Origin of the sequence: Cupriavidus sp. AU9028, from assembly GCF_019795295.1 — a bacterium.
Taxonomy (GTDB): Bacteria; Pseudomonadota; Gammaproteobacteria; order Burkholderiales; family Burkholderiaceae; genus Cupriavidus.
This window is the reverse complement of the sequence record NZ_JAIMCG010000008.1, coordinates 1-13,649: the sequence shown is the minus strand read 5'-3', so window position 1 is coordinate 13,649 and position 13,649 is coordinate 1. Positions and strand designations below refer to the sequence as shown.

Sequence of the window (13,649 nt, the reverse complement as noted above, 5' to 3'; positions counted from 1 at the left end):
GGCGATTCAGTCGTTCACTGGTTCGCTCGCGTGGGCAGCGCCGGCCGCATGGTTCGGCCCGTCCAGGCCATCCGGGGCGGCCAGCCCTTGCCACGCCACGGTCTCGCGCGGGTCGATGCGCACGAAACCTGGCAGCATCTGCGCCGCGGTGTCCGCCAGCGCATCGGTCAGCGCCTCGACCGTGGGCGTGGGCGGCCGGCCCTGCGGCGTAATCAGGCAGAAGTGGAACGGGATGTCGACGTCCAGCCGCCGCACGGCGACCCCCGGCACGGGCACGCCGTGCGTGGTGACCGGCTCTAGCACCGCCATGCCCAGTCCCGCCCGCACCAGCGCCAGCGCGTTCAGCGAGGTATTGGTATCGATCCGCGCCGGCACCGCGATGCGCGCCTGCGCCAATGCGCGATCGACGTGGCGGCGCAGCCGGTAGGGGTTCTGCATGGTCACCAGCGTGCGCTGGGCGCAGGCGGCAAGCGGCACCACCTCGTGCGCGGCCAGCGGGTCGTCCTGGTGCAGCGCGACCACGCACGAGGCTTGCCCGATCCAGTGCAGCGCGACGTCGCGATGCTCCAGCGGCAGGCTGGTCACGCCGACCTCCGCCGCCCCGGTCAGCACCGCATGGACGACCTTCTCCGGCGCCGTGCTGTGCAGGTGCATCTGCGCGGGCAGCGGTGCGCCGGTACCCAGCCGCGCGAGCGCCGCCGGCACCAGCCCGGCGGCAAGCGAAGGGGTGGCGACGATATTGAGCGAGCGGCTGCCCTCGCGGCCGATCTGCGCGGCGCTGGCGCGGATCTGCTGCATGCCCAGCAGCACCGGCTCGACTTCCTCGTAGAACAGGAAACCACGCGCGGTGGGACTGACGCGCGGCCCGCTGCGGGCGAACAGCGCGAAGCCGAGCTGGGCCTCCAGCTCCTGGATCGAGCGCGTGATGGCGGGCTGGGAGCGGCCAAGCAGGCGTCCGGCGGCGGTCAGGCTTCCGGTGGACATCACGGCGGCAAAGGCTTCGAGCTGGCGAATCTCCATCCGGCAATAGTATCCGATTTATGGATGCTATGCCGTCAAGCATCCGCCGAACGCATGGTTGGCGCGCCTACCGGTGGATACCCGTGCCAATGCCGCCGGGCTCGGCGGATAATGTGACGCTTGTGACTAGCCGCAGGCCCGTGGGCCTGCCGATGCCGATCCCCGCCCATGCGCTTTCACCGCTGGCCCCTGCTGGCCACTGCCATTGCCGCCGTGCTGCTTGCCTTGCTGCTCCTCGCGCCCAAGGGCCTGGGCGGCACCGCGCTGCAGTGGCTGCTTGGCGCCGAGTACGCCGATGCCGCCCAACCGGCCACCTCTGCTTCCTCCGCCGTGGCCTCTGCCGTGCTCGCGCCGACGCCGGCCGACCCGCGCATCGAACGCGGCCGCTACCTGGCGCGGGCGGCCAACTGCATCGGCTGCCACACCGGTCCGGGCCAGGCGCCGTTCGCCGGCGGCCTGCCGATCGACACGCCGCTGGGCCGGATCTACTCGACCAACATCACCCCGGACCCGGATGCCGGCATCGGCAGCTACTCGCTGGAGGACTTCGACCGGGCGGTGCGCCGCGGCGTGGCGCGGCACGGCAAGCGGCTGTATCCGGCGATGCCGTACCCCTCCTACGCGCGCATGGACGATCGCGACGTCGAGGCGCTGTTCGTCTATCTGCGCGGCGCGGTGGCACCGGTGCGGTACAGCGCGCCCGAGGCGCGGATGCGCTGGCCATTCGGCATGCGCTGGCTGATGTGGGGCTGGAATGCGCTGTTCCTCGATCAGCGGCCCATGCGCGTCGACCCCGCGCAATCGGCCCAGTGGAACCGCGGCGCCTATCTGGTGCAGGCGGTAGGGCACTGTGGCGCGTGCCACACGCCGCGCGGCCTGCTGCTGGGCGAGAAGGGGCTGGACGAGCGCAGCGAGCATTTCCTTGCCGGCGCCGAGGTGCTGGGCTGGTCGGCGACCAGCCTGCGCGGCGATCGCTTGACGGGGTTGGGCAGCTGGAGCCGGGCCGAGATCGCCGAGTATCTGCGCACCGGCCGCAATGCGCACGGGACCTCGTTCGGGCCGATGTCGGAGGTAGTGTCGATGTCCACCCAGCACCTGCATGACAGCGACCTGGATGCCATCGCGGTCTACCTGAAGAGCCTGAGCGCGGTACGGGGCGAAACGCGCCCCTTCCTCTACGACGATACCGCCGCGCGCGAGCTGCGGGCTGGACGCTTCGAGAGCGGTGGTGCGCGGCTCTACGCGCAGTACTGCATGCCCTGCCATGGCGCGGACGGCAAGGGCTTCGCGCGGGTTTTCCCGCCGTTGGCCGGCAATGCCGCGGTGGTCGATCCCAACGCCGCCTCGCTGATCAATCTGCTGCTGCACGGCGCGATCACTGCGCGGGTGGACACCGCCGCCACCGACTACCGGATGCCCGGCTACGGCTGGACGTTGAACGACCAGGAGATCGCCGACGTGCTGACCTTCGTGCGCGGAGGCTGGGGCAACCGCGCGGAAGCGGTCGATTCCGCCGTGGTGGCCCGGCGCCGCGCCGCCACCGCGCCACCGCAGGAGCCGAGGCCATGACCATCACCCGCAGGGATTTCCTCAACGGCGCGGCGCTGGCGCTGGGCAGCGGGCTGTGTCCCTCGGCGCTGCTGCATGCGCAGACCGCCGCGGCGGCCGCTTATCCGCCAGCACTGACGGGCTTGCGCGGCAACCATGCCGGCACCTTCACGCTGGCGCACAGCCTGGCGCGCGAGGGCACGCAATACCCGCCCGTGCTGGCCCGCGAGGCCTTCGACGCGGTGATCGTCGGCGCCGGCCTGAGCGGCCTGGTGGCGGCGTGGCATTACCGGCAGCGCTTCGGACCGGCACGGCGCATCCTGCTGCTGGACAATCACGACGATTTCGGCGGCCACGCCAAACGCAACGAGTTCACCGTGCGCGGACAGCAGCTGGTCAGCTATGGCGGCAGCGCCGGCTTGCCGGCCTCGGCGCTGTCCAGTCCCGCGGTATCGCTGCTCTTCGAGGCGCTCGGGCTGGACCGCGGCCAGCTGCTGCGCGAGGCCGCGCCAGCGGACGCCGGCGCGAGCGCCATCGGCCGCGCGGTGTTTTTCAACCGCGAGCACTTCGGCCGCGACGTGCTGGTGCCGGGCGATCCCATCGGTGCGACCATGGGTGCCGCGATGGGAGCGACGATGACGGCAAGCGGGCAGTCCGATCGACAGGGCGCCGGGGCAGGGGACGTGACGCGTTTTCTGCAGCAGGCACCGCTGCCGCCGGACGACCGCGCCGCCATCGCGCGCCTTGCCGCCGGCACGACCGACTACCTGGGCGATCTGACCGCGCCGCAGCGGCACGACTACCTTGCCCGCACCAGCTATGCCGCGTTCCTGCGCGACCGCGCCGGAGTCGGACTGGCAGGGCGGCGCTTCCTGCGCGGTCGCACCGTCGATACCTATGCGCTGGACATCGAAGGCGTGTCCGTGCTCGATGCCGCCGCCATTGGCCTGCCGGCGGGCCTGGGCGTCGCACCCACGGGCACGGCAACGCTGGGGCAATCGCCGCAGGCGCGGCTGTGGCTGCCCGATGGCAACGCAGGCCTGGCGCGGCTGCTGGTGCGGGCGCTGATCCCGGCAGCGGCCCCGGCCGGTCCGGCTGCCCGCATTGCCGAGGCACGCTTCGACTACGCAAGGCTGGACCGGGACGATGCGCCCGTACGGCTGCGCCTGAACAGCACGGTACTCGCGGTCGAACCGGAGGCGACGCTGACGCGGGTCACCTATGGCTGGCGCGGCAATCTGCATCGCATCGAAGCGCGCCATGTGGTGCTGGCCGGCTACAACATGATGATCCCGTTCCTGCTGCCGCCGCTGCCGGCCGCACGCAAGGACGCCTTGCGCGACGCGGTCAAGGCGCCGCTGGTCTACAGCAAGGTCGCGCTGAACGACTGGCGCGCGTTCGCGGCGCTGCGCGCCGGCCGTATCCACGCCCCCACCATGTCCTATACCGACGTCTGGCTGGAGACGCCGGCGCAGGCGAGGCCGGAGCAACCGGTGGTGCTGCACATGGTGCAGGTGCCCGTCGTGCCGGACAGCGGCATGCCCGCGCGCGACCGCTTCCGCGCGGGGCGCGCGTGGCTGCTCGGCACGCCCTACGAGGCGATGGAGCGCGAGATCCTGGCCCAGCTGGATCGCATGCTGGCCGCGGGCGGCTTCGAGGCGAGGCGCGACGTGAGCGCGATCACGGTCAACCGCTGGGCACATGGCTACAGCTACCGGCCCACGCCGCTGCATGACGGTCCTGGTGCCGGCATCGACGCCGAAGCCGCGGTGCGCACGCCATTCCCGCACGTGACCATCGCCAACAGCGATAGCGCGGGCATCCCGTCGCTGACCGCCGCCCTCGAGCAGGGGCTGCGGGCCGTGCAGGCGTTGCAGGACTGAAGCCGGCAAGGGGCCGGGGCGGCATCCGCCTCGCTGTCGCACCGCATGCGACAGCAAGTGCCTGGGTCAATGCGACAAGCGACAGTGCGGCGATAAAAGCGAAGGTATTGGCGGCGGGGCAGCGATAGGATTTCGTTCTTTTCAGAACAGCGGCGCCGTTCCCAGGCGACCGCGCCAACGATCTCCACAAGGTACCGCATCACCGTTCGATGCCGACTCGTGGAGATTCCCATGCCGATGACAGACACCCCGGCCACCCTGCCACCCGGCGCGTCCAACGACGCCGCCAGCTCCCCACCCCCGTCGTTGGAGAGACTGCCCGGCAAACTTGCCGGTGCGGGCGCGGCCTCCCGCATCGCGCTGGTGGTCGAACATGAAACCGGTGGCGTCGCCGGCGACTACGACGAAGGCATCTCCGGCCTGTGGCAGTTCCTGCGCTATCTCGGCAAGGCGATACGCCAGTCGCCCGCCGAAGTCGGACGCGCGCTGGTGGAGGAAGCGCAGAACCTGCGCTCGAATCCGGCCGGCACGCTGCGCGACGAGCTGCTGCCGGTTGGCCGCATCGAATGGGGGCTGGCGGCCGTTTCCACGCCGCTGATGCTGGCGCTGGGCGCGATGGCCATCACCGGCGGGGTTGGCGAGATACGCGGCGCGGTGCAGAAGCTGGGCGAACTGCAGACGCGGCGGCAAGCGGCGCGGGAAGCCCGCGATGCGGTGCGCCAACTGCGGACGATGGCCGACGGCGCCGGCCGCGCCGTGCCGCGGCCCGTGCTGGCGCTGGAACAGGTGGTCGAGCAGAAGCTCGACGGCGTTCGCTTCGCCCGCCGCATCGAGCGTCTCAATATCGGTGTCGGCGTGGGCTCGCTGGTATCGGGCGCGGCCATCGTGGCCAAGGTGGTGCTCGATACCGCCTACCAGCTCGCGCTGGCTGCCGCCGCGGGTGGGCTGAACCTTGCCGCCGCCATCGCCAGGAGCGCGACGCTGGCTTCGGTCGGCGGCATCGTCGGCGCAGTGGGTGCCTTCGTGCTGGCGCCGCTCGCGGGCATCGCCGCCACCGCGCTGGGCGCCGTGTTCGTGCATCAGTCGCGACTGGCGCTACGGCGATTCACCGCGGCCGCCGGCGCGGCCAGGACCATGCTGCAGCACCTGCCGGACGACGCGCCTGCCGAGGTGGGCCGCTACCGCAGCTTCCTCGTCCGCAAGCTGGGCAAGCGCGGCACGGTACTGCACCGCTTTCGCAACTGGAATGCGGTCTTCCTCGCCGGCAGCCTCGTATGCGGATTGGGCGCGGTGGCCAAGGGCGCCGTCGCCGGGGCGGCGCTGCTGGGCGTCGGCCTTGGCGTGTTGTCCGGCCCGATCGGGCTGGGCGTGCTGTTGTTGTTCCTGACGGTTGGCGGGGTGACCATGGCGCTCGGCTCCCACACCTTCTTTTTCACGCTGGGCAAGACGCGCCGTTATCAGGACTACCACCGCGATGGCCACGGCTGGATCGACCGTGACGCGCTGGCGCTGGCCGACCGGCTCGACGCCGACAAGGCGCTACAGTTGCGCGCTTCGCTGTTCGCGCAGATCGACGGGCTGCAGCAGGAGACGGACGATTTCCTGCTGGATGCGGCCAGGCGCAGCGGCACCCGCTACGCCGCGCGGCGACACGAGCCAACGGACGCAGCGGCGACCGTGCCAGCGCGTCCGAGGCGATGGGCACGCGCACTGTGCCGTGTGGGCGCGGCGCTTCTTGTCCCATCCGACTTCTGCCTGGCCCTCGCCCGTGGACGGGGACTGGCAGCGGCATGGCGGCTGGCCGAACTGGCGCATGACAGGCGCTGCGGCGTGCTGACCGAAGCGATCCTGTCGGACGTGTTGGAAAATGGAGCGGACGCAGGCGAATGGCAAGCCGCATGGATGCGCAGCGTCCTCGCGCGGCAGATCGCGTTGCTGGACAGGAAGGCAGGGACCCGCCGGGATAACGCCGCGCGGTTGGGGGAAGCCGGAGAACTGCCGCACGAGCAGATTCCGGCAGCGATTGCGCCCGATGCGCCGGAGCAGGAGGACTGGGAGCGCCAGGAGGCGATGAGGGAGCTGATGCTTGCGTTGAAGGGCAAGGTGACGGATCTTGCCGCCCTGCGCAGCCGCTTTCTCGCCTTGCAATGGGGCAGTGACCCCGCGGCCAAAACCGGCTCCAGCCGCGATCTGGCGCGATTCTGCCTGCACGAGGCGCCAACGCTGCTTGCCACGCTGCGCGGGTCCTTGCTTGCCGCGGAACTGGAGATCGCGCGGCTGCGGGTGCCGGCGCGACAGGCGGGTGCGGATCAGCGTGCCGCCGATTGAAAGGTCTGCAGATACGTCAGCAGGTTGTCGATCTCGCGCTCGCTGCCGATTCCCCAGAAGCGCATCTTGTTGTCCGGCACCACCTTGCCCGGCGCATGCAGGAACGCGCGCAGGGTGTCGGTCGACCAGACGATGCCGGATCCCTTCATTGCAGCCGAATAGGCATAGTCGGTGGTGCTGCCCGCGCGGCGCCCGAACAGTCCGTTCAGATGCGGACCGAAGCTGGCGCGCGCCGACGGGCCGACCTTGTGGCACGACGCGCATTTGCTCTGGAAGCTGGCGCGCCCTGCCTGCACGTCGCCGGCCGCCTGTACGGGGGAGGGGGAGAAGACAGCGGAGAGGACAGCGAAAACAACACCGGGAATGACAGCGGAGACGCCTCGCGCGGACAAGGCGCCGGGGAAGGGGAGCTGCGGCATACAGGCGAAAGACGGCTTCAGCAAAAAGGGCGGGGCCGCCATCGGCCGCCCCGCCGGGAACCGTGATTCTAGCCGGGAAGGGCGCGGGCGTTGCCAGCCGGCAAGCGCCTCGCCCGCGACGCATCAGCGCTTGCTGCTCTTCTTGCTGTCGCCGTCGTCGTTGCCGACCTTCTTGTTCAGGTCGCGCGCCATCTTCAGGTGCATTTCAAGGGCCGGCACGTTCTTCGAGGCAAACGCCTTCAGGTCCGGGTCCTGCGCCTTCTGCGCTGCCTCCTTGAACATCTTCACGGTGTCCTCATGCGAGGCGACACCGATGCGGCTGGCGTACATCTTGTCGAAGCGCTCGCCGTCCAGCGCGCTCAGCGCCTTCAGTTCGGTGCGCTGCATGATGGAGGGCTCGGTGGGCGGCGTGTAGCCCTTGCGCGCGGCCAGCGCCTTCAGCTCGTCATTGACCTTGGTGTGGTCCTTGATCATCTGTGCGGCGAAGGCCTTGACGTCGGCGTTTTGCGACTTTTCCTGGGCCATGCGGCTGCCTTCGACCTCGGCCAGACCGCCCTGGGCCGCGTTTTCCATGAAGGAGCGATCCTGGCCGGCAAGCTGGCCCTTGCTGGACTGGGAGCCGCCCGACGTCGTGGCATTCGGCGACGTGCTGCTCGGCGTGGTCGTGCCGGTCGTCTGCGCCATCACGCCTGACGACAGCAGAAGCGAAACGACGGCAGCACCAAGGGTTGCGTTACGGATGCGCATGACTTCTCCCTCTACAGTAGATGAATGAGCACATGGCTCCGCAAGTTTTGGGCCTGTCACGCTTCGACGCTTGCGGCTTGGCCGGCAACGGGGTACGACGTGCGCGCGCCTGACCGTGCGACACCTGTTCGGCCTCCGGCCAACGTGTAATTTCGTGCGGCCGGTAGCAAATGTTGCTTTCGCGCTGGGCCGGCGCATTTGGCTGCGGGCCGGCGCCGGATCAGTCGTCTCGCGGCGCGCTCGTGCCGTCCAGCAAGCCCAGTCCCGCCAGCGTATGCATCAGTTCAGTGAGGGCGACCGGCTTGCTGATATGCGCGGCGAAGCCGGCTTCGCGCACCCGCTGGATGTCTCGTTGCCGCCCCAGTCCGGTCAGGGCCACCGCCATCAGATTGCTGGTCGCGGGCTGTTGCCGCAGCCTGCCCAGCAATTCATAGCCGTCCATGCCCGGCATGCCGATATCCGACAGCAGCAGGTCGAAGGTCTGGCGCTGCGCCTGCTCCAGCGCTGCCTCGCCGCTGTTGGCGGTGACGACGTCGGCACCCTCCAGCGTCAGCAGCGCGGAGAAGCCCTCCAGCGTGTCCTCGGTATCGTCGACCAGCAGGATGCGCAGTCCGGTCAGGCGGTGCGCCTTGTTGGGCTGCGGGGTCTCGGCTTCGCCCGGTTGTGCCGAAGGCAGCCAGACGCTGAAGCGCGCGCCATGTCCCTCGCCCTCCGAATGCGCCTCGACGCGGCCGCCGTGCATGTCCACCAGCTCCCGCACCAGGGCAAGGCCGATGCCGAGTCCTGACTTGCCGGAACGCCTGGCCTGGGTACTACGGCTGAACATGTCGAAGATGTAGGGCAGGCTGTCCGCATCGATCCCCATGCCGTTGTCCACCACATCGAGGCGCGCCATGCTGTCCTCGATGGCGAGCGACAGCGTGACAGTGCCGCCCCTGGGCGTGAACTTCATCGCATTGCTGACCAGGTTCCACACGATCTGCTCGATGCGCACGTTATCGGCAAGAATCCACAGCGGCTGCTCCAGTCCCTCGGTGCACACCGTCACGCCCAGTCCATCGCGATCGCGGCGCAGTGTTTCCGCGACCATCTCCACTGTGCGGGTCAGGTCCATCGGCTTGCGCTGCAACGCCAGTTTGCCGGTGTGCACGCGGGAAAAGTCCAGCAGATCGTCGATGATCTTGGCCTGGCCGAGCACCGCGCGCTGGATCGTCTCGGTGGCGCGCAGCCCGATCTCGCTGCTGGTCAGCGAGGGCAGCCGGCCAAGGATTTCGGCATTGACGTGGATCAGGTTCAGCGGATGCTTCAGCTCATGCGACAACACCGCCAGGAACTCGTCCTTCAGCTGGTTCTGGGCCTGCGCCCTGGCGTTGGCTTCGCGCTGCGCGATCAGCTGCACCTCGCGTTCGTCGTCCACGCGCTTGCCGCCGGTGACGTCGCGCGCGATCTTGGCAAAACCGCCCGTCGGGCTGTTCTGCAAGGGCGTCATCACGCCGCTGCAGAACAGCCGCGGGCCGTCGCGGTGCTGATGCCAGCGCTCGTCCTCCGCGCGGCCGTCCGTCACGGCGCGGCGGCGCTCGTCCTCCGGTGCGCCTGCCGCACGGTCCTCCGGGGTGAAGATCAGGTCGACCGGCTTGCCCAGCATTTCCTCTTCGGAGTAGCCGAACATCCGTTCCGCGCCCTTGTTCCAGCTGGTGACCAGACCCTGCGCATCGAGCGTCATTACCGCGTAGTCCTTGGCGTTCTCCAGCACCAGCCGCAGGCGTTCCTCGCCCGCGCGCAGGCGTTCTTCCGCCTGCCGGCGCAGCGTGATGTCGATGAAGGTCAGGACCGCGCCTTCGATGCGGTCCTCGGTGGTCCGGTATGGCAGTAGCCGGGCGATATAGCGGCGATCGTCAATGCTGGCGATCTCCCGCTCGATGGTGCGCAAGGTCTGGAACACCAGCGCCACGTCGTCGGCCAGGCTGTCGTAGTCGAGCCGGTGGGTGATATCCAGCAGCGAGCGGCCCACGTCGTTCGGGATGATGCTGAAGATGTCCGCCGCCCGCGGCGTATAGCGCTTGATCCGGACCGCGGAGTCGACGAAGACGGTGGCAATGTCCGTCGAGGCAATCAGGTTCTGCAGGTCGTCGTTGACCTTGCCGGTTTCCTCGACCTTGGACTTGAGCTCGTGGTTGACCGTGATCAGTTCCTCGTTGATCGACTGCAGCTCCTCCTTGCTGGTCTCCAGTTCCTCGGAGGCCGAGCGCAGTTCCTCGTTGATCGCCTGCAGCTCCTCGTTGGAGGCCTTCAGTTCCTCCATCGACGTTTCAGCCTGCTCGATGGTGCTCTGCAGCTGCTCCTTGGTCTGCTGCAGTTCACTCTCGAGCTGCGCCAGCATCGGGTCCTTGTCGCTGTCCTCCGTGTCGTCCCGGTCCTGCCGCATGGTGTCTTCGACTTCGTCGAACAACACCAGCATGAAGTCAGCCGACCCGTCTGGATCGCGGAAGGGCCGCACCACGATGTTGACGTAGAAGCTGCGCCCCTCGCGGTCCAGCCGGGTGCGGCGCGCCTCCACGCTCTTGCCCGATTGCGACGCCTGATACAGCGCCGTGCGCAACTCCAGCCGCAGCTCCGGCAGCACCAGCGCGAGCAGATTGTTTGACGGCACGCCGCCCGGCTGGCGCAGGAACCGTCCGGCCCGGTCGGACAGGTGGACGATCTCCGAGTCGTAGTTGACGATCACGCTGGGCGGGGCATATAGCTCCAGCGCCCGCTGGTGCATGGTCGAGAAGGCCGTCTGTCGGCGCTCGGGTTCGCGCTCGTAAGGACGCGATGGGGGTTTTTTCGGCAGCTGCGCGCCTAGCGGCAAGGCCGGGGCATAGCGCGAGGCGTGGGTGCCGACCTTGGCCTGGTATAGCCGGTGCCGCTTGTCGACCGGCGTGAACAACCGGGACGCCGCGTCGGCCGATTCGGAACTGCCCAGCAGCAGATACCCGCCGGGGCGCAGCGCGAAGTGGAACATCTCCAGCACTTCGCGCTGCACTTCCCGGTCCAGGTAGATCAGCAGATTGCGGCAGGTCACCAGGTCCAGATGGGAGAAGGGCGGGTCGCGCAGCACGTTGTGCGCGGCAAACAGGACGTGGTCGCGCAGCGTTTTCTTGATGCGGTAGTACGGCGTCTCCTTCGAGAAGAACTGGCGCAGGCGGGCCGGAATGACGTCGGCCATGATCGACTCCGGATACGCACCGGCGCGCGCCGTCCTGATCGCGCTTTCGTCGATATCGGTGGCGAACACCTGGATGCCAGGGGCGTCGGTCAGCGTCGCCGAGTGCTCGCACAACAGCATGGCGACCGAATACGCTTCCTCCCCGGTGGCGCAGCCCGCGACCCACGCGCGCACGTCGTCCCTGCGCGACTTGGAGGCGAAGATGGCAGGGACGACGTCGCGCTCCATGGCCTCGAACGCCTCGCGGTCGCGGAAGAAGTTGGTCACGCCGATCAGCATGTCCTTCAGCAATGCCGGCGTTTCCTGCGCATTGTCGCGCAGGTAGTCGCGGTAGGCCGGCAGGCGCGGCAACGCGTTGACCTGCATGCGCCGCTCGATCCGGCGCAGCACGGTCGCGCGCTTGTAGTGGCGGAAATCGTGGCCGGTGCGGTTGTGCAGCAGGGCGATGATCTCGCGCAGCGCCTGCTCGGCGTCTTCCCTGGCAAGCGAGCCGGCTGCGGCATGGGCCGGCCCTGTGCGCACGACCGGCTCGGGCAGCTCGATCTCGCGGGCATTCGCCCAAAGATCGAGCAGCTTCTGCGGCAGTTCGGCGGCGGGCAGCACCACATCCACCACCCCGGTGTCGATGGCGCTTCTCGGCATGCCGTCGTGCTCGGCATCCTCGGGCAATTGCGCCATGGTGACGCCGCCCATTTCCTTGACGGTGGCCATTCCCACTGCCCCGTCGGAGCCGGTGCCCGACATCACGATGGCGAAGGCGCGCTGCCGGTGCGCCTTCGCCAGAGTACGGAAAAACAGGTCGATAGCCACATGGGCGCCGCGCGGCCGGCTGGACTCGGTCACCCGCACATAGCCGTCGTTCATGGTCAGGTCCCGGTTCGGCGGGATGATGTAGATGGTGTCCTTCTCGATCGGGGTCGGCGACGTGACCTGGACGACGCGAAGGGACGTCGATCGCTGCAGGATGGCGGCCGCGTTGCTCTCATGGCGCGGCGACAGGTGCAGGATCACGACAAACGCCATGTCGCACCGAGCGGGGCATTGCTCGAAGAAGGTTTGCAGGGCCCGGATGCCGCCCGCCGAAGCGCCAATGCCCACCACCGGAAACCTGAGGGAGCTGGGCGAAATGTGATCGATCTCGGGCTCTTCGGCATCGGGGGTATTGGAGGTCTGCTGGTTCATGACGAAGCGCGACGTTTTCGAATGGGTTCGAGCGATGGTACGCCCAGCACCGGGGCGGGGCGACGCGGGGGGGAGGGCGCTCCCCTGGCGATCGGACGATGGGATGCAGGGCCTCGATTGCGGCAGGTGGCGGGGCGTGCCGGCTACCTGTTCTTGCGGAGCAGCAAGGTACGGGCCAGCATCCGCCGTGCCGGCGCGCTAGCCGTTTTTCGCCCAGCGGATTCTCGGCAGCCGGCCGCCGAACACATTCAGCAACAGCCCTGTCATCACCACCAGCGCGCCGATCTCTTCGGCGATGCCCAGGGACTCGCCCAGCAGCAGATGCGCCGACATCAGGCCGACCACGGGTACCAGCAGGGTCAGCGGCGCCACCTTGCTGGCGGAGTAGCGGCTGAGCAGGCGGCCCCACAGCGTGTAGCCGAGCAGGGTGGCGGCAAAGGCCAGATAGCAGAGGGCGAACACCGAGGCGCCCGACAGATGCGTCAGGCTGCGAGCGATGCGGTCCGGGCCCTCCAGCCACAGCGACAGCAGCGCGAAGGGGACGATCGGGATCAGGTTGCCCCATACCACCAGCCCCAGCAGGTCCACCTGACCGATGCGCTTGCTGACGATGTTGCCGGTGGCCCAGCTTGCCGCCGCGCACAGCGTCAGCAAGAAGCCGGCCAGTGTCATGCCGGCACCGCTGACGGTTCCGTCGGCGGCAGTGGAGCCGATCAGCACCAGGCCGGCCGCTGCGACTGCCATGCCGCCAATGTTGTACCAGCGCACCGGCTCGCCCAGCCATAGCGCGGCGATGGCCACGGTAAAGAATGCCTGGGCTTGCAGTACCAGCGAGGCCAGGCCTGCCGGCATCCCGACCGCCATCGCCGAGAACAGGAAGGCGAACTGGCCCAGGCTGATGGTCGCGCCATAGGCGATCAGCAACCGCAGCGGCACCTTCGGCCGGCGCACCAGCAGGATGGCGGGGAAAGCGACCAGGCAGAACCGCAGTGTCCCGAGCAGCATGGGCGGCATCCCGGCCAGCCCGACCTTGATGACGACGAAATTGACGCCCCAGGTCAGCACGATGGCCAGGGCGAGAAGACGGTCGATGGGGGACACGGTGACTGAAGTGGCGGGCAAAGCGCAAAGGGTAGCAGGTCTGGCGTGGCCGAGAAAGGCACCCGTCGTTGACGCGCTCCCGCTGCGCTGCCCTTGTATCTTAATGGTTGGGATTTGGACCGGCTCAGTAGCCCGACTGCCCTCTGGGACCTCAAGCCCGTGGGAGAGCGCTGGGATCTGGGTCGGACCGTTCTTTCTTGCAACCCGTACGGT

8 protein-coding genes are annotated in these 13,649 nt (G+C 68.8%); 3 read left to right on the top strand and 5 right to left on the bottom strand.

Annotation, left to right across the window (positions count from 1 at the left end; translation table 11 throughout):
- Positions 1-6: 6 nt before the first annotated feature.
- Positions 7-1,020 (bottom strand): LysR family transcriptional regulator, encoded by a 1,014-nt coding sequence (locus K6V06_RS10630; RefSeq protein WP_222243112.1) that lies wholly within the window; start codon positions 1,018-1,020, stop codon positions 7-9.
- Positions 1,021-1,188: 168 nt separating this feature from the next.
- Here K6V06_RS10630 and K6V06_RS10625 point away from each other — a divergent pair, with 168 nt between their 5' ends.
- The 3 genes from K6V06_RS10625 to K6V06_RS10615 all read left to right on the top strand — a co-directional run bounded on the left by K6V06_RS10625 (position 1,189) and on the right by K6V06_RS10615 (position 6,779).
- Complete coding sequence (locus K6V06_RS10625) at positions 1,189-2,589, top strand: cytochrome c (RefSeq protein ID WP_222243110.1); 1,401 nt, start codon at positions 1,189-1,191, stop codon at positions 2,587-2,589.
- The gene (locus K6V06_RS10620; RefSeq protein WP_222243108.1) at positions 2,586-4,451 is read left to right on the top strand and encodes an NAD(P)/FAD-dependent oxidoreductase; all 1,866 of its coding nucleotides are present in this window, start codon (positions 2,586-2,588) and stop codon (positions 4,449-4,451) included. The genes K6V06_RS10625 and K6V06_RS10620 overlap by 4 nt, the downstream gene beginning before the upstream one ends.
- Before the next feature lie 231 nt (positions 4,452-4,682).
- Entirely contained in the window at positions 4,683-6,779 is a 2,097-nt protein-coding gene (locus K6V06_RS10615) for a hypothetical protein (RefSeq protein ID WP_222243106.1), read from the top strand.
- Here K6V06_RS10615 and K6V06_RS10610 read toward each other — a convergent pair.
- From K6V06_RS10610 to K6V06_RS10595, 4 genes are all read right to left on the bottom strand, one after another.
- Positions 6,761-7,198, bottom strand: a complete 438-nt coding sequence (locus K6V06_RS10610) for a cytochrome c family protein (RefSeq protein WP_222243104.1) — start codon at positions 7,196-7,198, stop codon at positions 6,761-6,763. The genes K6V06_RS10615 and K6V06_RS10610 overlap by 19 nt on opposite strands.
- Positions 7,199-7,321: 123 nt before the next feature.
- Positions 7,322-7,945: a DUF4142 domain-containing protein gene (locus K6V06_RS10605; RefSeq protein WP_255581755.1), complete on the bottom strand. Its 624-nt coding sequence runs from the start codon at positions 7,943-7,945 to the stop codon at positions 7,322-7,324.
- Between the two features lie 220 nt (positions 7,946-8,165).
- The gene (locus tag K6V06_RS10600) at positions 8,166-12,335 is read right to left on the bottom strand and encodes a chemotaxis protein CheB (protein ID WP_222243102.1); all 4,170 of its coding nucleotides are present in this window, start codon (positions 12,333-12,335) and stop codon (positions 8,166-8,168) included.
- A gap of 198 nt (positions 12,336-12,533) precedes the next feature.
- Positions 12,534-13,436 carry an EamA family transporter gene (locus tag K6V06_RS10595; protein WP_222243100.1) on the bottom strand — a complete coding sequence of 301 codons (903 nt, stop codon included), beginning with the start codon at positions 13,434-13,436 and terminating at the stop codon, positions 12,534-12,536.
- Between the last annotated feature and the right edge of the window lie 213 nt (positions 13,437-13,649).